The 26,010-nt window shown below is 74.0% G+C and carries 19 protein-coding genes and 2 tRNA genes; 10 read left to right on the top strand and 11 right to left on the bottom strand.

The annotated features are described in order from the left end of the window. Window positions 1–87: 87 nt before the first annotated feature. From ACIGEZ_RS05110 to ACIGEZ_RS05085, 6 genes are all read left to right on the top strand, one after another. The gene (locus ACIGEZ_RS05110) at window positions 88–1,710 is read left to right on the top strand and encodes a peptidoglycan-binding protein (protein ID WP_399825809.1); all 1,623 of its coding nucleotides are present in this window, start codon (window positions 88–90) and stop codon (window positions 1,708–1,710) included. A gap of 1,740 nt (window positions 1,711–3,450) precedes the next feature. Further along, window positions 3,451–4,893, top strand: a complete 1,443-nt coding sequence (locus ACIGEZ_RS05105) for an SPFH domain-containing protein (RefSeq protein WP_399825807.1) — start codon at window positions 3,451–3,453, stop codon at window positions 4,891–4,893. A gap of 174 nt (window positions 4,894–5,067) precedes the next feature. Next, window positions 5,068–5,658, top strand: a complete 591-nt coding sequence (locus tag ACIGEZ_RS05100) for a lytic polysaccharide monooxygenase (RefSeq protein WP_399825804.1) — start codon at window positions 5,068–5,070, stop codon at window positions 5,656–5,658. A 61-nt stretch (window positions 5,659–5,719) separates the two neighbouring features. Further along, window positions 5,720–7,405: an AMP-binding protein gene (locus ACIGEZ_RS05095; protein ID WP_399825802.1), complete on the top strand. Its 1,686-nt coding sequence runs from the start codon at window positions 5,720–5,722 to the stop codon at window positions 7,403–7,405. Between the two features lie 72 nt (window positions 7,406–7,477). Then, the gene (locus tag ACIGEZ_RS05090) at window positions 7,478–8,839 is read left to right on the top strand and encodes a sensor histidine kinase (protein WP_399825800.1); all 1,362 of its coding nucleotides are present in this window, start codon (window positions 7,478–7,480) and stop codon (window positions 8,837–8,839) included. Next, the gene (locus ACIGEZ_RS05085; protein WP_399825798.1) at window positions 8,770–9,432 is read left to right on the top strand and encodes a response regulator; all 663 of its coding nucleotides are present in this window, start codon (window positions 8,770–8,772) and stop codon (window positions 9,430–9,432) included. The genes ACIGEZ_RS05090 and ACIGEZ_RS05085 overlap by 70 nt, the downstream gene beginning before the upstream one ends. A 63-nt stretch (window positions 9,433–9,495) precedes the next feature. On the opposite strand, the gene ACIGEZ_RS05080 is transcribed toward ACIGEZ_RS05085, so the two are convergent. After that, a tRNA-Lys gene (locus tag ACIGEZ_RS05080) sits at window positions 9,496–9,569 on the bottom strand. A 105-nt stretch (window positions 9,570–9,674) separates the two neighbouring features. Then, a complete protein-coding gene (locus ACIGEZ_RS05075; RefSeq protein WP_399825796.1) occupies window positions 9,675–10,433 on the bottom strand; it encodes an IclR family transcriptional regulator in 759 nt (252 codons plus the stop codon). Between the two features lie 328 nt (window positions 10,434–10,761). Between ACIGEZ_RS05075 and ACIGEZ_RS05070 the strand changes: the two genes are divergently transcribed. Both ACIGEZ_RS05070 and ACIGEZ_RS05065 read left to right on the top strand, forming a co-directional pair. Further along, entirely contained in the window at window positions 10,762–11,871 is a 1,110-nt protein-coding gene (locus ACIGEZ_RS05070; protein ID WP_399825793.1) for an LLM class flavin-dependent oxidoreductase, read from the top strand. Window positions 11,872–12,126: 255 nt separating this feature from the next. Continuing rightward, complete coding sequence (locus ACIGEZ_RS05065) at window positions 12,127–13,830, top strand: glycosyl hydrolase family 18 protein (RefSeq protein ID WP_399825791.1); 1,704 nt, start codon at window positions 12,127–12,129, stop codon at window positions 13,828–13,830. Between the two features lie 196 nt (window positions 13,831–14,026). On the opposite strand, the gene ACIGEZ_RS05060 is transcribed toward ACIGEZ_RS05065, so the two are convergent. Beyond that, the gene (locus ACIGEZ_RS05060) at window positions 14,027–15,874 is read right to left on the bottom strand and encodes a putative bifunctional diguanylate cyclase/phosphodiesterase (RefSeq protein ID WP_399825788.1); all 1,848 of its coding nucleotides are present in this window, start codon (window positions 15,872–15,874) and stop codon (window positions 14,027–14,029) included. A 324-nt stretch (window positions 15,875–16,198) separates the two neighbouring features. On the opposite strand from ACIGEZ_RS05060, the gene ACIGEZ_RS05055 reads away from it, so the two are divergent. Beyond that, window positions 16,199–17,488: a M6 family metalloprotease domain-containing protein gene (locus ACIGEZ_RS05055; RefSeq protein ID WP_399825786.1), complete on the top strand. Its 1,290-nt coding sequence runs from the start codon at window positions 16,199–16,201 to the stop codon at window positions 17,486–17,488. A 68-nt stretch (window positions 17,489–17,556) separates the two neighbouring features. Here ACIGEZ_RS05055 and ACIGEZ_RS05050 read toward each other — a convergent pair. From ACIGEZ_RS05050 to ACIGEZ_RS05020, 7 genes are all read right to left on the bottom strand, one after another. Continuing rightward, window positions 17,557–17,630, bottom strand: a tRNA-Lys gene (locus tag ACIGEZ_RS05050). After that, a complete protein-coding gene (locus ACIGEZ_RS05045) occupies window positions 17,621–18,253 on the bottom strand; it encodes a bifunctional DNA primase/polymerase (protein WP_399825784.1) in 633 nt (210 codons plus the stop codon). The genes ACIGEZ_RS05050 and ACIGEZ_RS05045 overlap by 10 nt, the downstream gene beginning before the upstream one ends. 132 nt (window positions 18,254–18,385) lie before the next feature. Beyond that, window positions 18,386–18,742: a hypothetical protein gene (locus tag ACIGEZ_RS05040; RefSeq protein WP_399825782.1), complete on the bottom strand. Its 357-nt coding sequence runs from the start codon at window positions 18,740–18,742 to the stop codon at window positions 18,386–18,388. 210 nt (window positions 18,743–18,952) lie between these two features. Further along, the gene (locus tag ACIGEZ_RS05035) at window positions 18,953–20,296 is read right to left on the bottom strand and encodes an AAA domain-containing protein (protein ID WP_399825780.1); all 1,344 of its coding nucleotides are present in this window, start codon (window positions 20,294–20,296) and stop codon (window positions 18,953–18,955) included. Continuing rightward, window positions 20,293–21,882: a hypothetical protein gene (locus ACIGEZ_RS05030; RefSeq protein ID WP_399825778.1), complete on the bottom strand. Its 1,590-nt coding sequence runs from the start codon at window positions 21,880–21,882 to the stop codon at window positions 20,293–20,295. The genes ACIGEZ_RS05035 and ACIGEZ_RS05030 overlap by 4 nt, the downstream gene beginning before the upstream one ends. Continuing rightward, window positions 21,873–22,994 carry a hypothetical protein gene (locus ACIGEZ_RS05025; protein ID WP_399825775.1) on the bottom strand — a complete coding sequence of 374 codons (1,122 nt, stop codon included), beginning with the start codon at window positions 22,992–22,994 and terminating at the stop codon, window positions 21,873–21,875. Before ACIGEZ_RS05025 ends, ACIGEZ_RS05030 begins: the two co-directional genes overlap by 10 nt. Then, window positions 22,927–23,784 (bottom strand): phosphatase PAP2 family protein, encoded by an 858-nt coding sequence (locus ACIGEZ_RS05020; RefSeq protein ID WP_399825773.1) that lies wholly within the window; start codon window positions 23,782–23,784, stop codon window positions 22,927–22,929. The genes ACIGEZ_RS05025 and ACIGEZ_RS05020 overlap by 68 nt, the downstream gene beginning before the upstream one ends. A gap of 165 nt (window positions 23,785–23,949) precedes the next feature. Between ACIGEZ_RS05020 and ACIGEZ_RS05015 the strand changes: the two genes are divergently transcribed. Further along, window positions 23,950–24,543 carry a histidine phosphatase family protein gene (locus ACIGEZ_RS05015; RefSeq protein WP_399825771.1) on the top strand — a complete coding sequence of 198 codons (594 nt, stop codon included), beginning with the start codon at window positions 23,950–23,952 and terminating at the stop codon, window positions 24,541–24,543. 58 nt (window positions 24,544–24,601) lie between these two features. Here ACIGEZ_RS05015 and ACIGEZ_RS05010 read toward each other — a convergent pair whose 3' ends face one another. Then, entirely contained in the window at window positions 24,602–25,888 is a 1,287-nt protein-coding gene (locus tag ACIGEZ_RS05010; protein WP_399825768.1) for a tetratricopeptide repeat protein, read from the bottom strand. Between the last annotated feature and the right edge of the window lie 122 nt (window positions 25,889–26,010).

Genomic DNA, 26,010 nt, shown 5'->3' with positions numbered 1-26,010 from the left:
CGTCAAAATGCGATTTGTCCAGACAGTTGAGAAACTGGCGCCCGTGCAAGAGCGCCAAAAGATCTTGACGAGTGTGGAGGGGAACGCATGAGTGTGCCGGTCTTCGAAGAAATCGAACCCGCTGCCGACTGCGGCTGCGCGGGCTGCGCCCAGCATCGGCGCGATCTCGCCCTGGGCCTCCCCGTACGCGCGGGAGGTCACCCGGCAGCGCACGGGGCCCGCCGCGCGCTGGTCCTGGTGACGGCAGCGGGGGTGGTCCTGGGCGGAGGTACGGGAGTGTCGTCGGCGCTGGACGGGGCGCCGGAGGCGGAGGGCGGTGGGGGTGCCGGACTGGCGACCGCCCTGGCCGCGCCGCCGGTGGCGGAGGGCGGCGCGACCGCGAGGCCGGAGCCGGGGATCCCGGGCGGCGGCCCGGAGGCGACCGCGCTTGAGGAGCAGCCGGTCAGGGTCGAGGACCTGGAGGCGACCGGCCTTGTGGAGCGGAACGTCACGGGGCGGACGGTCACGGGGCCGGACTCAGAGGCGACCGCGCCTTGGGAGGGGGCCATCACCGGCCCGGGCCGCCCGGAGGCGTCCTCGGCTCGGGAGCGGGCCGTGACCGGCCCCGGCCCGGAGACCCCGCAGGGCGGCACGGGCCCGCTCCACGGGGCGCCCGGCCCCGGCTCGTCGCCGTCCCCCGACGCGACCCCGACGACCAGTCAGATCTCCACCCAGGCCCTGCGGAAGACCACCCGGGCCGAGATCATCAACCGGGCGAAGACCTGGATCTCGGCGCAGGTCCCGTACTCGATGGAGAGGTACTGGAGCGACGGCTACCGCCAGGACTGTTCCGGCTACATCTCCATGGCCTGGAACCTGCGGAGCAACGAGTGGACCGGCAGCCTGGACCGCTTCGCGGACCGGATCGACCGCGACGAGCTGCAGGCCGGCGACATCCTGCTCTTCCACAACCCGGCGAACCCGACGCGCGGCTCGCACGTCACGATCTTCGGCGGGTGGACGGACTACACCCACACCTCCTACATCGCGTACGAGCAGACGAAGCCCCGCGCGCGGAAGCAGGCGACGCCGCTCGCGTACTGGGAGAACTCCGACCGTTACGTGGCCTACCGCTACAAGGGCGTGGTCAGCGGCGCGATCGGTGGTACCGGCGCCGGCGGCGCCGGTACCACCGCCACGGCGACGCCCTACCCGGGTTCGTCGAGCTTCGGCAAGGGCGCGAACAACGCGTACGTGACGCAGCTGGGGACGCTCCTGGTGGAGCGCGGTGGCAAGAGGTTCTACAGCCAGGGCCCCGGCCCCCGCTGGGGCGAGGCGGACCGCAGGGCGACCCAGGCCTTCCAGCAGGCCCAGGGCTGGAAGGGCAGCGAGGCGGACGGCATGCCGGGCCCGCGGACGTGGGCGCTGCTGGTGAACGGCCAGGGCAAGGACATCGGCGGTTCGAGTGGTTCGGGCGGGTCGAGCGCATCTGCGAGCGGGTTCCCCGGGCGTGGCTACTTCCGTCCGGGCCAATCCAACGCATATGTGGAGAAGCTGGGCAAACAACTGGTGAAGCGCGGCTTCGGCAAGCACTACACGTCGGGCCCCGGTCCGCGGTGGACGGAGGCGGACCGTCGCAATGTCGAGGCCTTCCAGCGGGCCCAGGGCTGGCGCGGCGGCGCGGCCGACGGCTACCCGGGTCCGGAGACCTGGCGGCGCTTGTTCCGATGACCCCGAGAACATGAGGTGGACCGAATGACGGCATCGACCCCGAACCCCCCGGACTCCGGCCCGGCCGCCACCCGAGACGCGGCCCGCACGGCCCGCCGCCTCACCGACGGCCGCCTACGCCCTGCGGGTCCGCCGGGCGGCGGAGGCACGGGCCGACCGCCGTCCGAGCAGACCGCTCCGGGTCAGCCCACTCCCGCTCCGGGTCAGCCCACTCCCGCACCGGTCGCTGACGCGCCGGTCGCCGACGCGCCGGGCGCCGACGCACCAGGCGGCTCCGGGGCGGGTGCGGGTCCTGCGCCGGGCGGGGCGGGTGGCTCCGTGGCCGGCCCTGGCCCTGCGCTCGGCGGGCCGGAGGCGGCTGCGGCCGGTCTGGGCTCGGTACCGGGCGGGGCGGACGCCGTTGGGGTCGGTCCCGGTCCTGCGCCGAGTGGGGTGGACAGCCCTGGAGCTGGTCCGGACCCTGCGCCGGGAGGGTCGGGCGTCTCTCTGATGGGTGCGGGCTCCGCGCCGGTCGAGCCAGGCACTGCCACGGTCGGAGCAGGTCGGGCGTCGGTCGGGGCGGACACGCCCGCCGACGGTGCGGGTCCCGTGGCGGGTGGGGCGGGCACGCCGGTGGACGGTTCGGGTTCCGTGCCGGTCGGGGCGGGTGCGCCCGTGGCCGGTGCGGGTCTTGCGCCGGTCGGGCCGGAGTCGCCCGTGGCCGGTGCGGGCCCTGCGCCGGGTGGGGCGGGCCTCTCCGAGGCCGGCTCGGGTTCCGTGCCGGGCGGGCCGGAGTCGCCCGTGGCCGGTGCGGGCCCTGCGCCGGGTGGGCCAGGCATCTCCATGGTCGGCTCGGGCCTCGTACCGGGATCGCCGCAGGCGCCCCCGCCGGGCCGGGAGGCCGGTTCGGCATCCGCGGACGACTCGGCGCCGCCCACCGCAGCCGCGACCGGTACGGGGCCCGAGGACCTCGAACGCCCGGCTTGCGACCAACCAGGTGGGCACCCGTCCGGCGAAGCCCGTCCCGGCGCATCCGCCCTGCCGCCGTCGGGCCTGTCGGTCAGGACGGCCGGTTCCGCGTCGCAGGAGCCCCACCCGGCCTCCGCGCCAAGCGCGTCCGCCCCGCTCCAGGCGGCCGCCGGAGCCGGGGCCGACCAGCCGGGACGGGAGGCCGGTTCGCTGTCGAGCCCCGCCGGCGCGGCCGGCTCGCCGCAGGCGGGCCAGGCGGACCATGGAGCCGACACGGCCCGGGGCGGTTCGACGGCCGCAGGCGCTACCAGCGCGCCCAGCCGTGGGCCGGATTCGCCGACCCGCGCCGGTGCGGCTGAGCGGGCGAGGCGTTCCGCCGGCACCAGCACTTCGCCGTGCGGCGAAACCCTGCCCGCCGGCTCCGGTGCGCCCGGCGCGGCGCAGGCGACGGCCGCAGTGGCGCGGGGGCAGTCGTCTGCGTCGGCCGCACCGGGGGTCGGCCCGTCCGCCCCCGGGGCCGGTACGCCGGGGCTCGCGCGCTCGGCGGCGTCCGGCCCGGCCGATGCCGGTCCCGGTCACCGGTCCGCAGCGCCCGGCCGCGCGAGCGAGGCCGCCCCAACCCACCCGTCCGCCCAGGCCGGCGGCCCGGGCTTGGCCGCCTCCCACCCGTCCGCCCAGGCCGGCGGCCCGGGCTTGGCCACTTCGGCTGAGCGCTCCGCGGCAGCCGCCGGCGTCGGTCCCGCAGCCGCCCGCCCCACCACGCCGCCGGCGAACCGCCCGGGCTCGTCCGCCTTGGCCCAACCCTCCATCCAGGCCGGAGGCGCGGGCTCGTCCGCCGCGGCCCGACCCTCCACCCCGGCCGGCGGCCCGGGCCCGGTCACCCCGGCTCACCACTCCCCGGCAGCCGGCGGCGTCACCCCCGGTCACCCCTCCCCGGCGCCCGGCTCGGCGCCCACCCCCCACCCGAAGCGCGGCCCCATCGACCCGGCCTGGATCGCGGGTGCCCGCGTCAACGCCCTCGCCGTCCCCGTTGCCGCGTCCGCCGCGGAGCCCGACGGCCGAGCAGCGGCGGCAGGCACCGCGCCCGGAACCGCCGGGGCAACCCCCCGCCGCCGTACGGTCATCGGCACGGACACCACCGGGAGCATTCCCGTCCACCTCCTCTTCCGCGACGCCAAGGACGCCAAGGACGCCAAGGACGGCGCGGCCGGTGCCGACGACGGTGGGCCCGCCACCGTGCCCGTGCCCAAGGCGAAGGTGCCGAAGGGGGCGGGCAAGGCCGCCGTCCCGGTTCCCGCGCGGGCTGGTTCCCGGCCCGCGCCCACCGCCGACCCCAAGCTGGTCGAGCGGCCGGGGCCGGTGCTGCCGGGGTGGGTCGGTGTGGTCGGCGGGGTGCTCGCGCTGCTCGCCTGTGCCGTGTTCGTGTGGTGGGCCGGGGCCGTGCCCCAGGAGGCGGCGCGGATGCTGGGGCTGCCCTCGCGGCCGTACCACGGGATCCATCTCGGCCAGTGGGCCCTGCTCGCGCTCGGCGTCGTGACCGTCCTGTTCTTCTTCGGCGGCCTCGGCCGCGGCCGGGTCGGCTACGCCCTGGTCCTCAGCCTGTTCGGCGACTACCGCGGCACCGTCCGCCGCACCGGTCTGCTCTGGGTGAGTCCGCTGCTGCTGCGCCGCCGGGTGGACGTGCGGCTGCGGCACTGGCGCAGCGAGCCGCTGCCGGCGGTGGACGCCAAGGGCACGGCGCTCGACGTCGTCGTCCTCGTCGTGTGGCGGATCCGCGACACCGTCCGCGCCGCGCTCGGCGTCGACCGCCACGAGGAGTACCTGCGCGAGCAGGTGGAGGCCGCCATGGCCCGCGTGCTCTCGCAGCTGCCGGCCGACGCGTTCCACGAGGACGCCCCCACCCTGCGTGACTCCGAAGCGGTCGGCGAGGCCCTGACGCGCGTGCTGTCGGCGGAGTGCGCGCCGGTCGGCATCGACGTGTTCTCGGCGCAGCCGACCCGGATCGAGTACGCCCCCGAGGTCGCCGCCGCGATGCAGCGCCGCCGGATCGCGGCGATCGACGCCAAGCACCGGGACAGCGTGCTGACCTCGGTCGTCGACGCGGTGGACGATGTGGTCCACCGGCTGACCTCCCGTGGTCTGGTGGAGCTGGACGACTACGACCGCAAGGCGCTGGTGAAGGACCTGACGGTGGCCTTCTACACCGGCCGCACGGCCCCGGGCGACGGCGCGTGAGCCCGCGCCCGTACCCGCCCGCGGGAAGCGGGTGAGCCGCCGCCGTTGGTATGGACATGTTCAACTTCCGGCCATACCTTGGAACTTGGTCTAGACCGGAACCAGTCAGTAACCCGCACGCGTGCACCGCACCACACCCCACAGAACACCCCCACGTTCTTCTGGAGCGACAGCATGCGCAAAAAGACAGGCGTGGCGGCGGTGGCGCTCGGCGTCGCCGCCGCCGGACTCTTCGCCACGACCAGCGCGAGCAGCCACGGCTACACCGACTCGCCGATCAGCCGTCAGAAGCTCTGCGCCAACCGCACCGTGAGCAACTGCGGCGACATCCAGTGGGAGCCGCAGTCGGTCGAGGGGCCCAAGGGCTTCCCGGCCGCAGGGCCCGCCGACGGGAAGATCTGCGCCGGCGGGAACTCCCGCTTCGCGCAGCTCGACGACCCGCGCGGCGGCGCCTGGCCCACCACCAGGGTCTCCGCGGGCCAGAGCTACGGCTTCCGCTGGCAGTTCACCGCCCGCCACGCGACCACGGACTTCCGCTACTACATCACCAAGAACGGCTGGGACTCGTCCAAGCCCCTGACCCGGGCCGCCCTCGACACCCAGCCCTTCCTGGTCGTCCCGTACAACAACCAGCAGCCGCCCGCCACGCTCTCGCACTCCGGGACCATCCCGGCGGGCAAGAGCGGCCGCCACCTGATCCTGGCGGTGTGGACGATCGCGGACACGGGCAACGCCTTCTACGCGTGCTCGGACGTGCAGTTCTGACGTGGTTTCAGGTCTGACGGCAACTTCAGTTCTGACGTAGCGTCAGTTAGCATCCGGCCGCATGAGGACCGTCGCGGAACTCGTACGACGCCAGTGGGGCGACCACAGGACCGGACTGAGGGACGAGCACACCACCCTCACCCACCACCAGGTCGCCGCCGGTGCCGCCGCGCGCGCCGCACTGCTCACGGAGCTGATGCCCGACCGGCCGGGGCGCGAGCCGCACCTCGGCCTGCTGCTCGACAACACACCGGAGTACCCGCTCTGGCTCGGCGCGGCGGCCCTCGCGGGGGCCGCCGTGGCCGGGATCAACCCCACCCGGCGCGGCGCCGAACTCGCCCGGGACATCCGCCACACCGAGTGCCGGGTCCTCGTCACCCAGCGCGCCCACCTCCCCCTACTGGACGGGCTTCCCCTCCCCGGCGTACGCGTCCTCGTCACCGACACCGACCCCTACCGGGCCCTCCTCGCCCCCTACGGGACCGCCCGCCCCGACGACACCTTCCTCCGCCCGGTACGCCCCGACACCCGGCTCCTCCTCTACTTCACGTCCGGCTCCACCGGCGCCCCCAAGGCCGCCGTCTGCAGCCAGGGGCGGCTCGCCGCCGCCGGAGCCTCCCTGGCCGGACACTTCGGCGTACGCCACGACGACACCCACTACATCTGCATGCCCATGTTCCACGGCAACGCTGTGATCGCCGACTGGGCACCCGCCCTCGCCGCAGGCGCCGGGGTCGCGCTCCGCGCCCGGTTCTCCGCCTCCCGCTTCCTCCCCGACGTACGCCGCTTCGGCGCCACCTACTTCACCTACGTGGGACGGGCCGTCCAGTACCTCCTCGCCACCCCCGAGACCCCCCACGACCGCGACCACCACCTCCGCCTCGGCTTCGGCACGGAGGCGGGCGCCGTGGACGCGGCCCGCTTCCAGGCCCGGTTCGGCGCGCGACTCGTCGAGGGGTACGGCTCCTCCGAAGGCGGGGCCGCCATCCAGCGGACCCCCGACACCCCCACCGGGGCCATCGGCCGGGCCGCACCCGGCGACGACCTGGCGGTGGTCGACCCCGACACCCGCCGCACCTGCCCGCCGGCCCGCTTCTCGCCCACCGGCGTCCTCCTCAACGCCGACGACGCCATCGGCGAACTCGTCAACCGCGGCCGCAGCCCCTTCGAGGGCTACTGGCGCAACCCCGAGGCCGACGCCGCCCGGCTGCGCCACGGCTGGTACTGGACCGGCGACCTCTTCTACCGGGACACCGAGGGCTTCCTCTACTTCGCCGGCCGCACCGACGACCGGCTGCGGGTCGACAGCGAGAACCTGGCCGCCGCCACGATCGAGAACATCCTGGCCCGCTGGGACCGCGCCGCGGGCGTCGCCGTCTACGCGATACCCGACCCCGTCTCAGGCGACCAGGTCATGGCCGCCCTCGCCCTCCGCCCCGGCGCCGCCTTCGACCCCGCGGCCTTCGCCGCGTTCCTGGCCGACCAGAGCGACCTCGGCACGAAGATGCCCCCGCGCTACGTACGGGTCGTCCCCGAGCTCCCCCTCACCGCCACCAACAAGATCCACCGCGTGGCCCTCCGCCGCACCGCCCTCGCCTGCGCCGAACCCGTCTGGTGGCGCCCCACACCCACCGCCCCGTACGAGCCACTGACCTCGGCCGCACGCGAGACCCTCCGCCGGCAGTACGAGCAGCAGCACCGCCCCTTCCCCGGCGACCAGGGCGCGCACGGCCACCCGAAGGGGTAGTGCCTGCCCCACCCCCGACCCACCGCCCACACCCATGGCCCCGCCCCCGCATCCGCGCCTAGCGTGATCGCCATGGACCCCCGTACCCCCTGGCAGGCCCTGGCCCGGCCCCGTTTCCTCCGCACCGCCTGGGCGAGCCGGGCCGTCGGCTACCTCGCGACCGGTGCGGTCACGGGCGCGGTCGTGCTGCTCGTCCTCCTCGTACTGGCCGGGTTCTCGGCCGTGCTCGTCGGCCTGCCCCTGCTGCTCCTCGCCGGGGTCGCACTCGGCGGGCTCGAACGGAGACGGCTCCGCCTCGTCGACCGCGACCCGATCACCGACCCGCACCGCGTGCCCGACACCCCCGGCCTCTCCGCCTGGCTCCGGTTGCGGGTGCGGGAACAGGCCACCTGGCGGGAGCTCGCGTACGCCGTCCTGCACGCCACCGTGCTGTGGCCGCTCGACCTGCTCGTGCTCGCCGTGGCCCTCGGCCTGCCCGCCGCCCTGATCAGCGCGCCGGTCCAGCTCGCCATCGACGGCCAGGAGGCGAAGGTGGTCAAGTCGTACCTGGTCACCTCCTACCCGCAGGCCCTCGCCGCCGCCCTCCTCGGCCTGGTCCTGCTGCCGCTCCTGCTCTACCCGCTCACGGCCCTCGCGGGCGCCCGCGCCGCCGTCGCCCGGGCCCTGCTCGCCCCGCGCGAGGCCGAACTGCGGGACCGGATCGGCGAGGTCACCGCCTCCCGGGCGCGGCTCGCCGCCGCCTTCGAGGCCGAGCGGCGCCGGATCGAGCGCGACCTGCACGACGGCGCCCAACAGCGCCTCGTCGCCCTCACCCTGACCCTCGGCCTCGCCCGCTACGGCGCCCCGCCGGGCCCGCTCGCCGACCAGCTGGCCAAGGCCCACGAGGAGGCGGGGCAGGTGCTCACCGAACTCCGCGAGCTGATCCACGGCATCCACCCCCAGGTCCTCGCCGACTACGGCCTCGCCGCCGCCCTGACCGACGCCGCCGACCGCGCCACCACCCCCGTGGACACCGACACCGGCGCCGGCCACCGCACCGACATCGCCACCGACATCCGCACCTACGCCGACGCCGACACCGCCCTGCCCCGCCTGCCCGTCCCCGTGGAAAGCGCCGGCTACTTCGTCGTCCGCGAGGCGCTCGCCAACATCGACCGGCACAGCGGTGCCGCCCGCGCCCGGATCACCGCGCGCCACACCGACGGAGCGCTCCACCTCCGGGTCGAGGACGACGGCCGCGGCGGCGCCGATCCCGCCCGGGGGAGCGGGCTGACCGGTCTCGCGGACCGGCTCGCCGTCCTCGGTGGCACACTTTCGATCACCAGCCCGCCGGGCGGGCCGACCGTTCTACGAGTGGAGATCCCGTGCCGACCGCTGCCGCAGCCCTCCGCGTCGTCCTCGCCGAGGACAGCGTCCTCCTCCGCGAGGGCCTGATCGGGCTCCTGGCGCGTTTCGGCCACGAGGTGGTCGCGGCGGTGGGCGACGCCGAGGCACTGCCCGCAGCCGTCGCCGCGCACGAACCGGACATCGTGGTCACCGACGTCCGCATGCCGCCCGGCTTCCAGGACGAGGGGCTGCGCGCCGCGGTCGCGCTGCGGGCGGAGCGCCCGGCGCTGCCGGTGCTCGTGCTCAGCCAGTACGTGCAGCGCTCGTACGCCGCCGATCTCCTGGACGCCGGCGACGGCACCGGCGTCGGCTACCTGCTCAAGGACCGGGTCGGCCAGGTGGAGGAGTTCCTGGACGCGCTCACCCGGGTCGCCGCGGGCGGCACGGTGGTCGACCCGGAGGTGGTGCGGCAGCTGCTGCGCCGGCACCGTGACCCGCTGGCGGCGCTGACCCCGCGCGAGCGGGAGGTGCTCGGCCTGGTCGCCGAGGGGCACTCGAACGGGGCGATCGCCCGCAGGCTGGTCGTCACGGAGGCGGCCATCGGCAAGCACATCGGCAACATCCTGGCGAAGCTGGACCTGCCGCCGGCCGACGACACCCACCGCCGGGTCCTCGCGGTCCTCACCTACCTGCGGGCATGACCGAGCAGGAGGAGTCGGGACAAGCAGAAGGCCCCCCGCTTCCGCGAGGGGTCTTCCTGTCTGTGCGCCGCCAGGGACTCGAACCCCGGACCCGCTGATTAAGAGTCAGCTGCTCTAACCAACTGAGCTAGCGGCGCCTGCTGACAGAGAAAATACTACCTGGTCCCGAGGAGTGCTCATGACCACCCCCGGGACCCCCGGTGTTCACCGGGCAGCCGTACGGCCGGACTGCCGGTCCGTCCTCAGATCGCCAGCGAGAGCACCACGGGTGCGGCCCGCCGGTTCAGCGTGTCGGCCGCCGAGCGCAGTCGGTGCGCGTGCTCGATCGGCAACGACAGGGCCAGGCAGCCCACGGCCGAGCCCGCCGTCAGCGGGACCGCGGCACAGACCGTGCCCACCGCGTACTCCTGGAGGTCGAGCACCGGGACGGTCGGCGGCTGGCTGTCCAGCTTGGAGAACAGCACCTTCTCGTTGGTGATCGTCCGGGAGGTCAGCCGGGCGATCTTGTGACGGGAGAGGTGGTCGCGCCGCCCGTTCTGGTCGAGCTGGGTGAGCAGGCACTTGCCGACCGCGCTGGCGTGCGCGGCCGAGCGGAAGTCCACCCATTCGTTGACCTTCGGGGTGCGCGGGCCGTCGGCGAACTGGGTGATCTTCACCTCGCCGTCGATGTAGCGGCTGATGTAGACGGCGGCACCGACCGAGTCGCGCAGTTCGGTCAGCGTCTCCTGGAGCTTGCGCTCCAGGGCTTCCCGGCGGGTCGTGCCGGAACCCAGGAGCACCAGGGAGTCGCCGATCATGTAGGCGCCGTCGGAGACCTGCTCCACGTATCCCTCGCGCCTGAGCATCAGGAGCATGGACGACAGATGGGCGACGGGCAGTCCGGTCTCCCGTGCGATCTGCACGTCCGTCACGCCGCCACCGTGCCGTGAGACCGTCTCAAGCACGCGCAGGGCGTATTGCACCGAGTGGAACGGTGCGGTGGGCTCGGGCTTCAGCGCCACGGTTTCCCCCTACCAGGTTGTGACCGCAAGCTTCCGTACCACGATAGCCGCCAAGGGCCCGCTACGGGGCGGCTGTTGGCGAGATTGATTCGGTGCTTCAGTGCCATACGCTGGGGCGCGCCACTCTGGCATATGCCACGGTCACAGCCCTGCGAGAGAGGCTGAGGTCAGGGCCCTGCGACCCGCCGTCCGCACGACCGTTCGGACCATTCCGGACGTGAAGATTTTTCCTGAGCACCCCCTCCGGGGGCGGGGCGGAGGAATAAGCGGAGACCGCCTCCTGTTAGTTCACCCGTACTGATGTCCCTGCGCAGGAAGGCCGGCCACGGTGAGCGACGCGATTCGAGGAGAGGCGACTCGAGGAGACGCGATTCGGGGAGAGGTGCGCGGGACCGCGCCCGTACCCCTGTCCGTACTGGATCTCGTGACGGTCGGCAGCGGGCGCACCGCGAGCCAGGCGCTGGCCACCAGCGTCGAGATCAGCCGGCTCGCCGAGCGGCGCGGCTACCACCGCCACTGGGTGGCCGAGCACCACTCCATGCCCGGTGTCGCCTCCTCCTCGCCCGCCGTGATCCTGGCCCACCTGGCGGCCCACACGCGCCGCGTCCGGCTCGGCTCGGGCGGCGTGATGCTGCCCAACCACGCCCCGCTGGTGATCGCCGAGCAGTTCGGCACCCTGGAGGCGCTCGCCCCGGGCCGGGTGGACCTCGGTCTCGGCCGCGCTCCCGGCACGGACGGGGCCACCGCCGCCGCCCTGCGCCGTACGGACACGCTGAACGAAGGCGCGGACGACTTCCCCCAGCAGCTCGCCGAGCTGACCCGCTTCCTGGACGACGACTTCCCGGACGGGCACCCCTACGCCCGGATCCGCGCCGTGCCGGGGCCGGTGCAGGGGCCGAAGGGGCGGCCGCCGATCTGGCTGCTCGGCTCCTCCGGCTTCAGCGCGCGCCTCGCCGGCATGCTCGGGCTGCCCTTCGCCTTCGCCCACCACTTCTCCGCGCACAACACGATCCCGGCGCTCGACCTCTACCGGGAGTCCTTCCGGCCGTCGGCGGTGCTCGACGCGCCGTACGCGCTGATCGGGGTCGCCGCGCTCGCCGCCGACGACCCGGAGGAGGCCCGCCGCCAGGTGCTGACCGGCGCGCTGTCGATGCTGCGGCTGCGCACCGGCCGGCCCGGCCTCATCCCGACGCCCGAAGAGGCGGAGGCGTACGCCTTCAGCCCGGCGGAGCGGGAGTTCGTCGAGAGCCGGCTGGCGGACATCGTGTACGGCTCCGCCGACGAGGTGCGCGCGGGCCTGGACGGGCTGCAGAAGCGGACCGGCGCCGACGAGCTGATGATCACGGCCAACGCGCACGGTGGCGACGTCCGGGTGCGCAGCTACGAGCTGATCGCCGACGCCTACGGACTGCCGGAGCTGCCCGCGGACCCCGCCTGAACCGGAAATCCGCGGGGCGTTGGTTCACCTTCGAACCGGGCGCCTCGCGCTCCCTAAGTGAACCTTAAACCGCTCGTCACCTGTGGTGGCGAGCGGTTCCGTTTTCTGCTGCACGGCTCTGACAAGGGCTTTCCCGCACCAATTGGTCTAGTCCTCAATCTGGTTCAGACCATTGACGTGCCGTTGGCACTCCGGTTATCACTTCTCCAACTCCTGTACGGCACATCCCCAGTTCTTCCCCCACGGAGGCCGCACGTGCACCCCCGCAGACCAGTGATCGCCGCAGTTCTCAGCTCCGCCCTCGCCGCAGGCGCGCTCGCCGCGACCGTCGGCCTCGGCTCCGCGCAGGCAGCCGACACCGCCGCCGCGGCCTCCACCGGAGGCGTGAAGATCGCCTACTACGACCAGTGGAGCGTGTACGGGAACGCCTTCTACCCCAAGCACCTCGACGAGCGGGGCATCGCGGCCAAACTGGACATCATCAACTACTCGTTCGGGAACATCCACCCGACCGACCTCACCTGTTTCGAGGCCAACAAGGCGGCCGGCGACGACGCCAACCCCAACGCCGGTGACGGCGCGGGCGACTCGTACGCCGACTACCAGAAGTCCTTCTCGGCCGCGGACAGCGTCGACGGCGTGGCCGACAAGTGGGACCAGCCGATCGTGGGCGTCTTCAACCAGTTCAAGGAACTGAAGGCGAAGCACCCCAACCTGAAGATCAACATCTCGCTCGGCGGCTGGACCTACTCCAAGTTCTTCTCGGACGCGGCCAAGACGGACGCCAGCCGCAAGAAGCTCGTCGCCTCCTGCATCAAGCAGTACATCCAGGGCGACCTGCCGGTCGAGGGCGGCTACGGCGGCGCCGGCACCGCCGCGGGCATCTTCGACGGCATCGACATCGACTGGGAGTACCCCGGCTCGCCCGACGGCCACCTCGGCAACCACTACGCCGCCGAGGACAAGCAGAACTTCACCCTCCTGCTCGCCGAGTTCCGCAAGCAGCTCGACGAGTACGGCGCCGCGCACGGCGGCAAGAAGTACCTGCTGACCGCCGCCCTTCCGGCCGGCCAGGACAAGATCAAGAACATCGAGACGGACAAGATCGGCGCGTACCTCGACTACGCGAACATCATGACCTACGACATGCACGGCGCCTGGGACGGCGACGGGCCGACGTACCACCAGTCCCCGCTCTACTCCGGCACCAACGACCCGACCGACGTCATCAAGCCGGGCACCGAGAAGTACTCGATCGACAACGCCATCGACTCCTGGATCGACGGCAAGCCCGCCTACGGCATCACCGGCGGCTTCCCGGCGAACAAGCTGACCCTCGGCTACGAGTTCTACTACCGCGGCTGGAAGGGCGTCCCCGCCGGCACCGCCAACGGCCTCGCCCAGCCCGCCACCGGCGCCTCCGGCGCCCGTCCGCTCAGCCAGCAGCCCGGCATCGCCCACTACAAGGAGCTCGGCGGCATCGTCGACAACGCGGCGACCACCTTCTGGGACGACCAGGCCAAGTCCGCGTACTTCTACAAGGACGGCGAGTTCTTCACCGGCCTCGACCAGCGCACCATCCAGGCCCGCGCCGACTACGCCCATCAGCGCGGTCTCGCCGGCGCGATGATGTACTCGCTGCTCGGCCTGGACGCCAACGCCACGCTCTTCAACCAGATCGTGACCGCGGTCGGCTCGTCCCCGACGTCCCCGACGACCCCGCCCACCACCCCGCCGACGACGCCTCCGACCACCCCGCCGACCACCCCGCCCACGACCCCGCCGACGACGCCGCCCACGGGCTGCACGGCCCCGGCGTACGTGGCCGGCACGGTCTACACCGGTGGCCAGCTCGTCTCCCACAAGGGCCACACCTGGAAGGCCCAGTGGTGGACCCAGAACGAGGAGCCGGGCACAACCGGCGAGTGGGGCGTCTGGAAGGACCAGGGCGCCTGCTGACCCCGAGGTGAGCGCGCTCGAACCCCGACGTGAGCGCGATCCCCGCGTGACCTCCACCCCATGAACCGCTGCCCCCGCCCGGAATGTCCCTCCGGCCGGGGGCAGTTCCATGCCCGCTCGTGCGGCCCGGCCCGTGCCGGCCCGGCTCGTGCGGCCCGGCCCGTGCCGACCCGGCCCGTGCCGACCCCGGGCCGCGTCACACGTGCAGCGGTGCGACCCCGATCAGCTCCGCGATGCGCTCCGGGGCCACCGCCCGCGAGTAGAGCCAGCCCTGCCCGGTGTCGCAGCCGATCCGGCGCAGCCGGGTGGCCTGGCCCGCGGTCTCCACGCACTCGGCGGTGACCGTCAGCCCGAGCCGGTGGGCGAGCTGCACCAGCGCCTCGACGATCAGCTCGTCCGCCGGGTTGGCGTGCGCCTCGTCCTGGAAGCCGCGCACGAACGATCCGTCCAGCTTCAGGACCGAGACGGGCAGCCGGCTCAGGTAGGCGAGGTTCGAGTAGCCGGTGCCGAAGTCGTCGATGGCGATCCCCACGCCCATGTCGCTGAGCGCCTGCAGCGCCTGGAGCGGCCGGCCGGCGGAGCCCATCACCGCGGACTCGGTCAGCTCGAGCTGGAGCAGGTGGGGTGCGAGCCCGGTCTCGGCGAGGATGCCGGCGACGTCGGCGACCAGGTCGGAGTCCCAGACCTGACGCACCGCCACGTTGACGCTGACGAAGATCGGCCGGTCGCTCGGGTGGTCCTTCTGCCACTGCCGGGCCTGGCGGCAGGCGGTGTGCAGCACCCAGCGGCCGAGCTCGACGATCGAGCCGTCCTCTTCCGCAATTCCGATGAACCGATTCGGCGCGAGCGAGCCGAACTGCGGGTGGTTCCAGCGCACCAGCGCCTCGACCCCGCGCACCGCCCCGTCGGCGAGGTCCACCAGCGGCTGGTACTCCAGGGCGAACTCGCCGCGCTCCACGGCCGGCCGCAGAGTGGAGGAGAGCGCCTGCCGGGTCATCCGGTGGGCGTTGCGCTCGGGGTCGAAGAGCGTCCAGCGGGCCTTGCCGTCGGCCTTCGCCCAGTACAGCGTGGTGTCGGCGGCCTGCATCAGGCAGGTCGCGGAGGAGCCGCGGGCGGTGCGCTCGACCACCCCGATGGAGGCGGAGACCGAGAGCCGTTGTCCGGCCAGGTCGAAGGGCTGCTGGAGCGCGGTGAGGACGGCCTGCGCGAGATCGGCCAGCTGCTCGGTGCCGGTCGAGTCCTCGACCAGGATCGCGAACTCGTCGCCGCCGAGCCGGGCGACGAGATGGCCCCCGCTGCGCGTGTAGCCGTAACTGTCGGCGCACTCGGTGAGCCGGGCCGCGACGGCGGCGAGGAGACGGTCGCCGACCCGGTGGCCGAGCGTGTCGTTGACCGCCTTGAAGCCGTCGAGGTCGAGGTAGCAGATGCCGATCCGCCCTGTTCCGCCATGCCCATACGACCGGTACGACTCGTACGACCGGTCCTGGGGCTCGTCGTCCGGGGCGTCCAGGGCGGCGCTCTCCAGGGCGGCGGTGAGGCGCTCGAAGAACAGGGTGCGGTTGGGCAGCCGGGTGACCGGGTCGTGCATCTGGAGGTGGCGCAGGCGTGCCTGGAGTTCACGCCGGTCGCTGATGTCGGCGACCGAGAGCAGCACGCGCGGACCGTCGGGCACGGGGGCGACGGTCACCTCGGCCCACAGGGAGCGCCCGTCGGGGTGCTTGAGCCGGCGGGTGCAGCGGAAGCGGGAACGCCGGCCGCGCAGCACCTCGCTGTAGGCGTGCCAGGTGCGACCGTCCGAGGCGAGGTCGACGAGGTCGGCGGCTGCCTGGTCGCGCAGGGCGGCGGCCTCGGTGCCGAGCAGGGTGCCGAGCGCGTCGTTGGCGGCGACGACGACACCGTCCTGGTCGACGAGGGCCATCGCGAGCCGGGAGACGCGGAAGGCGGCGCGGTAGTCCCGGAGTTCGGGATCGGATACGGATGCGTGACGCTCTGTGAGCACCGGCTCCGCCGACGGAGGCACCGGTTCTTCGGGGGTTCCGCTCACCGCTCGCTCCCGTAGTGCGTTCGGGCCGTACAGATGTGGTCGGAATGCTCGGCCAAGGAAAGTGCGCCGATCATAGAGGCTGGCCCGGGGGGCGTTCCAGCTCCTGGGCCCGCCATGGGGCCCGTGGGTGCTGTGAGGCCGCCCACCCGGCACCCCGCCCGATCGTTTCTGCGCGGGTCTGACACGGGTCGTCGGCACCCTGACCGAATGTGACTTTCCGTGAGCTGCTGCGCGTCCGTGTCGCGTCGACCCGGCGGGTCGCGCTCACCCGACCGGGGCAGCGGAAAGGTGCGAAACACCGCAAACCATCACAAGGTGGGTGAGGTGTCCCGCATTCCGGAGCCGGAGGTCCACGTGAGGGGTCAGCAGCCACCCGGGGGAGTGCCACGCTCCCGCCTGCGCGCCGGTGCGGCCGCCTTCACCTCCCTCGCGGCGCTCGCCGCGACCGGGCTCGTGGCCGGCCCCGCCGTCGCCGCGGCCTCGGCGGGCCCGTGCGCCCTGCCCCGTACCGCCGCGCACCACTCGCTCGGCCTCGACAGCTGGAACGGGGCCTATCCCAAGCCCGACCGCGCCCTCGACGCGGTCATGATCTTCCTGTCCTTCCCGGACTCCGCGCCGCTGACCACGACCGCGGAGCTGACCGCCGACCACTTCCCCGGCACGTCGGAGTTCTTCGCGCGCGCCTCCTACGGCCGGTTCGCCTTGCGCCCCCATGTCCAGACCGGCTGGACCCGGATGCCGCGGGGCTCCGCCGAGTACGGCATACGGCGTGACTGGAGCGCCGAGAACCGCGCGGCCTATCTGCGCGACGCCGTCCGGGCGGCCGACGACTCCGTCGACTTCTCCCGCTACGACGTCGTCTACCTGGTCGCCGATCCCGACGCTCCCGGCGTGGACTCCGATGCCACCAAGGTGGTCAACCTGGAGCGCCCGCTGGAGGCCGACGGTACGGAGATCAAGCGGGTCGTCACCGTCTTCGAGCGCCACCCGCCCGACCGCAACGTCCTCGCGCACGAGACCGGACACGTCTTCGACCTGCCCGACCTCTACCACCGGCCCGTGGACGGCAAGGGCGACTGGGACACCCATGTGGGTGACTGGGACGTCATGGGCAGCCAGTTCGGCCTCGCCCCCGACCTCTTCGCCTGGCACAAGTGGAAGCTGGGCTGGCTCGACCGCGCCCAGATCGCCTGCGTACGGGGCCCCGGCACCCGCGTGGTCAGCCTGGAGCCGGTCGCCGCCGCCCCGGTCCCCGGCGGCACCCTCGGCACCCGGCTCGCGGTCGTCCGTACCGGCGAGGACAGCGTGCTGGCGATCGAGGCCCGCGCGGCCACCGGCAACGACCGCGACACGTGCACCGAGGGCGTGCTCCTCTACCGGGTGCGCAACGAGGCGGCGTCCGGCGAGGGCCCGGTGGAGGTCGTGGACACCCATCCGCACACCGAGGCGTGCTGGGACCGTTCGGTCTACCCGCCGCTCGCGGACGCCCCGCTGACGGTCGGGGAGTCCTTCACGGTGCCGGACACGGGTGTACGGGTGGAGGTGGCCGACCGGACGAAGGCCGGCATGTGGACGGTTCGCGTCACGGGCCCGGCGGCGACGCGCGTGCGCTGACCCACGGCGTCACCACGCCCCGGCACACGAAGAAGCCCCCCGCTTCCGCGAGGGGCTTCTTCCGTCTGTGCGCCGCCAGGGACTCGAACCCCGGACCCGCTGATTAAGAGTCAGCTGCTCTAACCAACTGAGCTAGCGGCGCCTGCTGACGTCGTAGACATTAGCATCCTGGTCCGCGGGAGGAAAAATCGATACCCGCACGTCGGCGCCGGAGGCCGCCCGTACGGCCCGCACGCAGGCCCACAGCAGCACCTCGGGACCGGGCAGCCACGGGCTGCGGGTGTCGGGGGCGACGAGCCAGCGGGGGCCCGCGGAATCGTGCTGGGTGAGCGGCGGGATCGTCACGGCGTCCCCGGTGCCGTGGCAGAGCGGGCGCGGCACGGCGGTGCCCCACTCCTCCCAGTCCAGCAGCGACGGTAAGCGCTGGGCGGTGCCCGGGGCGGCGAAGAGCAGCATCCGGCCGCGGTGCGTGGCCACCGGCCCGGAGCCGGCGCCCTCGGCCCACAGCCGGTCGAGCATCCGGCGCCCGAAGATCGGTTCCACGTTCACCACGTCGAAGACGGAGCCGCAGGGCAGCACGGCCGGAGCGGAGGGCCGCTCCTCCCACTGCGCGAGCGTGTCGTACGGATCGGCCGCGGCGGAGGCGAGCCAGGCGGCCCCGTCCTCGGTGACCTGTGCGGCCTGGTGCCGCCCCTCGTCCAGATCCCGCAGCACACGGAGGATGTCGTGCGGGGTGGTCGTCTCGTCGCGCAGCCATGTGGTCATACGAGAAGATCTACCGGGTGTGACCGTTCCGTTTCAGCGGGTTGCCGAAAACCCGGACAGGGTGGGGTCCGGGGGAGTATCTTGCGCCTCGGCATATGCCAGGGCGCTGGGCGGCGGGGGTAGACCCGCGGCTCACTCCTCGCGGTCGCGGCCGCCCGTCCTGATCAGGTCGCGGCCGAACTCGATCATCTTGCGGGCGTAGTCCTCGGTCCACTCCGCCCGCTCCGCGACGTCCGCCGGCGTCAGCCGGTCGAACCGGCGCGGGTCGGAGAGCTGGGCCGCCGCGATCGCCTGGAACTCGATCGCCCGGTCCGTCGCCGCCCGGAACGCCAGCGTCAGCTCCGTCGCCCGCGACAGCAGCTCCCGCGGATCCTCGATCGACTCCAGGTCGAAGAAGTGCTCCGGGTCGGCGGTCGCCTCGGCAGGCTCGAAGATCAGCGGGGCCGGCCTGACCCGCCGCTGTCCGCTTCGCTCCGCGGATTCCGCCATCGTCCTTCTCCTCCTCGCACACACGCGGCCCGGACTCCCGGGCCGTCTTCCATTCTCCCGCGCCTGGCAAGAGCGCCCCAAGGCCACGGCTTCAAGGCGCCGCCTCTCGCCGCCCCGCCTCTCGCCGCCCCGCCTCTCGCCGCCCCGCCTCTCGCCGCCCCGCCTCTCGCCGCCCCGCCTCTCACCGCCTCGCCCTCACCGCCTCGCCCCTCACGGCGCCCAGTCCACCCGGTGCTCCGCCAGGTGCGACAGGACCGCGTGGTTCGCCTCCCAGCCGTCCGGGAACTTCACCGTCACGCCCAGCTGGACCGGCTCCGTCGAGGGGTGCTCGTCCAGGAGGTCGGCCACGCCCGCGCGGCAGACGACGATGCAGGCGTGGCGGTGCCGGGAGGCCAGCACGCACAGGCGGCCGGTCTCCAGGTGGAAGGCGGTCGCGTCCGGGCGGCCGGACAGCGGGTGCAGGACGACCGTCACGTCGTACTCCCGGCCCTGGAGGCGGTTCGCCGTGTCCACCGTCACGCCCGGCGCGCCGAGGTCCGCGAGCGCCGCGCGGACCGCCGCCGCCTGGTCCCGGTGGGCCGTGCCGACCGCGATCCGGTCCGCGGTGAGCGGCACGGGGTCGGGTGACGCCTCCGAGACCGCGGCGCCGCCCCGGTCCAGGAGCCGGCGCACGACGAGGGCGACCGCGTGGACCGCCTCCGGGTCGGTGCGCGGGGTGCGCCGGGCCGGCAGTTCGAGGAGCCCCCAGCCGGACTCCGCCGCCTCGTCGAGGACCCGGTCCGGGCCGGAGCCGTCCGAGGGCACGCCGAAGGAGAGCCGCCGGTCCCCGTGGTCCGTGCCGCTGCGGAAGGGCGTGTACGGGTAGAAGGCGTCGGACACGAGCGGGGCGGCCGACGCCGGAAGGCGCCAGGACACCGGGAGGCGGTGCTGCGGCAGTTCCGGGTTGTGGGCGAGGAGCGTCGACACCGCGCTCGCCGACGGGTCGTACGACAGACCCGCCCACTGCTCCGCTCCCACCACCGAGAACGGGTCGAGCTGCCCCGGGTCGCCCACGAACAGCGCCCGCTCGAACAGGCCCGCCACCCCGAGCAGCGCGTCCGAGCGCATCTGGTACGCCTCGTCCACGATCGCGTGCGCCCATGGCTCGACGTTCTGCACATGCGCCCACTTCGCGGCGGTCGAGACGACCACGGGCAGCCCCGCGAGCTCGCCGGCCTTCGCCGACTTCCGTACGTGTTCGAGGTCGTCGAGCGCCTTGTCGTACGGGTCGCTGTCGTTCGAGTGCAGCCGGCCCACCGCCAGCTCGGGCTCCTTCGCCGCGAGCCGCAGCACGAGGTCGTCCACCTGCGCGTTGGTCTGCGCGACGACCATCAACGGCCGCCCGGCCGCGGCCAGTTCGAGAGCGGCCCGCACGACGAGGGTCGACTTGCCGGCGCCCGGCGGGGAGTCCACGACCACGCCACGGGCCGTGCCGTGCAGGGTGCTCTCCAGGATGGCGGCCGTCGCCCGCGCGGCCTCCGCGGAAGGGTCGAAGGTCACGGAACCGCGGCTCACAGCACGTCCTCCGGTGTCACGGCATCGGGCAGCTCGACGACGTCCGTCCGCGGGGGACCGCCGTGCGTCCAGGGCGTCTCCTCCGGGTCCGGCAGCTTCGCGCCCACCCGCTGGTCGTGCTCGAAGAGCGTCCAGGCGATCCGCTCGCCCTTCTCCGGCACCGAGCCCTCCGCGGGCTCCTTCGACCGGCCCATCCTGTCCATGACCCGCAGCACCAGCGCCCCGTCCTCCTCGTACCGGACGAACTCGGCCGTCTGCGGCTTGCCCTCCAGCGAGCGGTACACCTTCACGCCCGCGCCGAGGTGCGGCCGGTCCTCGGTGCGGACGGTGAGCAGCGGGCGCGGCGCCGGGCGCTTCGCCTCCGACCAGGCCATCGTCACCTCCACCACCTCCGCGACGAAGGCCTCGCCCGCGAGCCGCCGCCCCGCCAGGACCAGTGGGTCGTCCAGGGCCTCCTGCGCCTCCAGCTGGCCCTGCGCCTGCTCGCGTGCGGCCAGCTTCCGGGCCGCGGTCACGGCGTCGTCCCGGCGCGGCTGCGGTGGCTCGCCCGCGGCGATCCGGTCCCGCTGGCCGGTGAACGACCAGCGGTCCCGGGTCCAGCGGTCGGCGACCCGCGCCCCCTGGGGAAGCTCCCGCAGCAGGTCGAGGGCCCGCCACACCGCGTCCCAGGTCGGCTTCAGCTGGGCGGCGAGCAGCCGGCGGAGCTCCCGCTCGGCGCCGTGCAGTGCGGTGAGCCCGTCCTCGGCCGCCCCGCCGTCCTCGGCGGCTCCCAGCGCCTGCCGGGCCCGGTCGTAGCGCTCGATCGCGGGCGCGAGCACCCGGTTGTCGAAGGCCGGATCGGTCGCCGGACCGGCCGGCGGGCACAGCAACAGGCCCTGCGCGTCCCGCCCGAGCTCCGCCCGCAGCGCCGCCTCCGCGCCCGAGGCGCCCTCCTCGGCGTCGATCCAGGCGAGCAGCGCTCCCAGGTGCTGGTCCTCCAGGGACGACTGGCCCGTCGCCCAGTGCCGGTTCAGCAGATCCGTCGCGGCGACGAGCAGCGAGGAGCCCGGCACCCGGGCCCGCTCGCCGAAGTGGGTCAGCCAGCGGCCGAGCAGCGGCACCCGCGGCGGCGCCGGGAACGGTGTCTCCGGATCCTGCTCGGCCGTCCGCCTGAACCGCGTGGAGCGCCCGAGCAGGCGTACGTACTCGATGCCCGCGCGGCTCGGCACCACCAACTGCGGCGCGTCCGTGCACAGCTCGACCTCGACCCTGACCTTCTTCCCGGTCTCGGGGTCGGTCTCGTTGCGCTCGGCCGCCTCCACGAGCTCCGCGAAGGAGTCGACGTACGGCAGGACCGCGTCGGCCAGCTCGGCGAGGAACGCGAACCGCAGGTCACGGTCGCGCGGCTGCGGTACGACGAGCAGCCGCGGCTCCTCGGGGTCGGTGCCGACCAGCGCGCCGAGCGGCGCACCGGCCTCGCCCGCGGTCGTCAACGGTACGAAGACCAGCGGCCGTTCCGACAGGTGCCGGTGGCGGACCGTGGCCAGGGGCTGTGCCCGGCCCGACTCGACGGCCTCCATCCGGGCGAGCGTGGAGATCAGCGACATCCCGCGGCCTCCAGCGCCTCGCCGCGCAGCGCCTGCGCCCGGCGCAGCGCGTCGACCGCGGGGTCGTCAGGATCGCCCTCCTCGCCGCGCGCCGCCGCCAGGACCGCGCCGATCGTGGTCAGGCCGCCGAGCTCGCCCCGTACCGAACGGCCAAGCGACTCCACCACATCCGCCGCCCGCGCCCGCTCACGGCAGTGGAAGGCCAGCTCGCACGCGGCCAGGCACTCCGGCGCGTACGCGTGCGGCACCGACTCCACCGCGGCCGCCAGCTGCTCGGCCGAGCACCCGACCACGTCGAAGGTCGTGCCCTCGGGCAGCGCCTCCGCGATCTCCTCGATCCGGGTGAGGCGGGTCAGCTGCCGCCGGGTCACCGACAGCTGCTTGCGCACGTCCACCGCCGAAGCGGTCGGCAGGTTGGAGAAGTCCCTCGGGCAGACGAGCAGCACCGAGTGCGCCACCCGCGCGCCGTCCGTGACGGCCGCGACCCGCTCGAGAGCCAGCACGTACACCGCCGCCTGGCGGGCGGCCGCGCCGACCTTCGCCGCGTCGGCGGCCCCGTCGACCATGGGGAAGGACTTGATCTCCACCACGGTCCACCGCCCGTCGGGGTGGACCACGACCGCGTCCGGCTCCAGATAGACGGGGGAGCCCGCCACCTCAAGGGCCAGCATCGGGTGGTCGAGCAGCGCCCAGCGGCCTGCCGCCGTCGCCTCCCGCAGCGCGAGTGCCGTCCGGGCCGCGCGGCCCTCGGGCCCGGCCGCCGCGAGCTCCGGCAGGTCCACGGCCGTCGGCTCCTCGATCCCGAGCAGCCCGAGCAGCTCACGGCCGCCGTCCGCCTTCACCTTCGCCTCGAAGGCGTTGCCCCGCGCGATCGCGAACTGCGACTGGCCGAAGCCCGAGGGCGCGCCCAGCTTCGCGGCCAGCGCGGTCTTGTCGACCCCGGCGCCGTCGAGGATCGCCCGCCGCCGGCAGCCCGGGTTCGCGGCCAGGGCGGCCAGCGCCCGCGCGTCCAGCGGACGCGGCACGGAGGCCGGTCCGCGCAGCTCAGCGAGCTGATGCCGGAGTGTCGTCTGCGGCGGTCGGCGCGGACCGCTGTCCAGGGATGCGCTCACCCGCGGAAGTCTCCCATCCGCCGCTGACAACCGGGGAGCTTCGCGGGGATTCGCCCCCGATGGTCCGACCCGTGACCCGGTCCGCCAGGCGCAGCGCGTACGGCGCGAGCAGCAGACCGGCCCCCATCACGGCCGCCCCGGCGACCGCGTCGAGGAAGTAGTGGTTGGCCGTGCCCATCACCACGAGCACGGTCAGCAGCGGGTACGCGACACCCAGGGCCTTGAACAGCGGCGTCCGCCCGTACCGCCACAGCATCACCCCGCACCACAGCGCCCATCCGACATGGAGGCTGGGCATCGCTGCGTACTGGTTGGTGAGCCCGCCCATCCCGCGCGGCGCGCTCGCCTCCCCGCCCCACCAGCCGTACGCGCTGAACCGGGCCATCGTGTCGACGAAGCCGTGGCTCGCGTCGAGCAGCCGGGGCGGGCAGGTCGGCAGCAGGGTGAAGCCGACGAGCCCGAGGAGCGTGGAGACCATCAGCCAGGTGCGGGCGGCCCGGTAGTGCGCGGGCCGGCGGCGGAACAGCCAGACCAGGACGGCCGGCGTGACCAGGTAGTGCAGGGAGGCGTACGCGAAGTCGGCGGGGACGCCGAGCGCGGGTGTCGACGTGAACAGCCGGTTGAGCGGGTGCTCGGCGTCGATCGCCAGGGCCTGCTCGATCCGCAGGATGGCGAGCCCGTGGTCGACCGCGGCGCTCACGTCCCCGCGCGCGAGCAGCCGCCCGCAGGAGTACGCCGCGTACACCACGGCGATCAGTATCAGCTCCGCCCACCAGCGTGGCCTGCGCATCCGTGGTCCCCCCAGTTGTCTCCGACCTCGTGAGGACGCCCGCAGCCGGTGGGAGGTTGCCCGGGGGTCACCCGGAATTCAGGTGGGCGATGATGGGAGGGCACCCCAGGTGTTGCCCCGACCTGTCGCCCGACTTCGGTCCCGATGAAGAACCAGGGAGCCTTCATGGCACCGCGCATCCTGCTCGCCCGGCACGGCCAGACCGAATGGTCGCTGCTCGGCCGCCACACCGGCAGGACGGACATACCCCTGCTCGACGAGGGCCGGCGCGGCGCCAAGCTGCTCGGCGACCGGCTCGGCCGCGGCCCCTGGGCGGAGCTCGACGGGCTCGAGGTGCGCACCAGCCCGCTGGCGCGGGCGCGCGAGACCTGCGAGCTGGCCGGCTTCGGCGAGCGCGCGGAGAACTGGGACGCGCTCATGGAGTGGGACTACGGGGCGTACGAGGGCATGACCCCGGCCCAGATCCAGGCGATCCGTCCGGGCTGGCTCATCTGGCGCGACGGGGTGCCGGAGGGGGAGACGCTCGCCGAGCTGTCGGCGCGGGCCGACCAGGTCGTGGAGTGGGCCCGCTCGGCCGACCGCGACGTGCTGGTCTTCGCGCACGGCCACATCCTGCGGTCCATCGGCGCGCGCTGGCTGGGTGAGGACGTCTCGTTCGCCGCCCGGATCCGGCTCGACCCGACGAGCCTGTCCGTCCTGGGCTGGGCGTACGGGGCTCCGGCGCTCGAGCGCTGGAACGACACCGGGCACCTGGCGTAGCCGTCCGTACGAAGCGTCAACCCGGCCCGTAGGCGGGGTCGGTACGCGGCGAGGACCGTCAGTAGGCGGCGAGCACCCGGCGGGTCTGGGCCAGCATGCTGCGGATGCGGGCGGAGTCGACGCCGTCCAGGGAGTCCTCCACCCGCTGCACCTCCGCCGCGGCCTCCTCGGGCCGGCCCGCGTGAGCGAGGTCCCCGGCCAGCTGGGCCCGGTACAGGGCGAGGTTGCGGGCGAAGTGCGGGCTCTGCAGGACGGTCGCCCGGTGGGCGTGCCGGGCCGCGCGGGGCCAGTCGCCCAGCATCGACCAGCACTGGGCCTCCAGGGCCTCCAGCTCGGGCTCGCCGAAGAAGGACATCCACTCGGGGTCGCCCTCGCCGGGGCCCCGCTCGAACAGGGCGTGCGCGCGGCCGAGGGCCTGGGTACAGGCGGACCGGTCGCCGAGCCCGGCCCAAGCCCCGGCCTCCCGCAGGGTGAGCAGGGTGAGCAGCCGGGCGGAGGCGAGCGGCTGCGCGGCCCGGAGCCCCGCCTGCGCCGCCCGTACCGCCTCGCGGTAGCGGCCCGCGTCCCTGGCCAGGAACGAGGTGTTGCAGAAGGCGTGCGCCTCCAGCGCCGCGTCCCCGGCCACGCGGGCGGTGGCGAGGGCCTCGGCGTAGTGGGAGCGGGCGTCGTCGAGGCGGCCCGAGTCGTGGGCGAGCCAGCCGACGGAGATCGCGAGCTCGCCGGCGCCGCTGTGCAGCCGGTCGGCGGTGGATCGGCGGGCGGTGACGCCCGCGTCGAGCAGGGCGTAGGCGGTGCGCAGCGGCTGGGTGGCGCGCTGGTAGAGGCCCTGGGCGCCGTGCCGGTCGTCGAGCAGCCGGATCTGCCGTACGGCGTCCTCGACGGCGCGGACCTCGGCGTCGCCGATCCGGTGGACGCCACGGGGGGCGGGGATCGTGGCGGTGGGGCCGTCGAATCCCAGCGAGGCGGCCGCCAGGGTGGCGGTGCCGCCGGTCATGAATGCGCGACGCAGCACGTCGCTCTCCTCATCGTTCCGGGTGGTGATGGCGAGGGGCGGCGGTGCCCCGGCCGTGACGGCCGGCCGCCGGCCGCGAACGGCCTCCCGCGCCGAGAACCCCAGATCCGCAAGGCTCAGTCCGGGGAACATGTGCAGGAAGACCCGCTCGTAGGCGTAGTTGGGGCAGCGGATCTCGCCGGCCTCCACGCGCCCGATGTAGCGGGCGTCGCATGCGACCTGCTCGCCGATCTCCCGGGCGGCCCGGCGGACCGTCGCGGCGAACTCCGCCGGCGAGCGCTGTCCGCGGAGCCTGCGGAAGGCGAGATTGGGAACTGCCCGTGACGACGCCATGGCCGAGCCCTCTCCTGGTGCTGCCGGTGTTCCGGCGCGGCATGAACGTACCTGCTGTGACCGGATGCGTACGCAGGGTTTGGCAACAAATCGGATATCTCGCCTGCGATCTGCCATGAACT

This window comes from Streptomyces sp. NPDC085481 (assembly GCF_044541845.1).
GTDB lineage: Bacteria > Actinomycetota > Actinomycetes > Streptomycetales > Streptomycetaceae > Streptomyces.
This window is presented reverse-complemented; position numbering and strand designations above follow the sequence as displayed.

Excerpts from the sequence above, each read along its gene's own strand:
- ACIGEZ_RS05110 (WP_399825809.1), top strand. The coding sequence starts at position 88 with ATGAGTGTGCCGGTCTTCGAAGAAATCGAACCCGCTGCCGACTGCGGC.
- ACIGEZ_RS05100 (WP_399825804.1), top strand. The coding sequence starts at position 5,068 with ATGCGCAAAAAGACAGGCGTGGCGGCGGTGGCGCTCGGCGTCGCCGCC.
- ACIGEZ_RS05095 (WP_399825802.1), top strand. The coding sequence starts at position 5,720 with ATGAGGACCGTCGCGGAACTCGTACGACGCCAGTGGGGCGACCACAGG.
- ACIGEZ_RS05090 (WP_399825800.1), top strand. The coding sequence starts at position 7,478 with ATGGACCCCCGTACCCCCTGGCAGGCCCTGGCCCGGCCCCGTTTCCTC.
- ACIGEZ_RS05045 (WP_399825784.1), bottom strand. The coding sequence starts at position 18,253 with ATGACCACATGGCTGCGCGACGAGACGACCACCCCGCACGACATCCTC.
- ACIGEZ_RS05040 (WP_399825782.1), bottom strand. The coding sequence starts at position 18,742 with ATGGCGGAATCCGCGGAGCGAAGCGGACAGCGGCGGGTCAGGCCGGCC.
- ACIGEZ_RS05030 (WP_399825778.1), bottom strand. The coding sequence starts at position 21,882 with ATGTCGCTGATCTCCACGCTCGCCCGGATGGAGGCCGTCGAGTCGGGC.
- ACIGEZ_RS05020 (WP_399825773.1), bottom strand. The coding sequence starts at position 23,784 with ATGCGCAGGCCACGCTGGTGGGCGGAGCTGATACTGATCGCCGTGGTG.
- ACIGEZ_RS05015 (WP_399825771.1), top strand. The coding sequence starts at position 23,950 with ATGGCACCGCGCATCCTGCTCGCCCGGCACGGCCAGACCGAATGGTCG.
- ACIGEZ_RS05010 (WP_399825768.1), bottom strand. The coding sequence starts at position 25,888 with ATGGCGTCGTCACGGGCAGTTCCCAATCTCGCCTTCCGCAGGCTCCGC.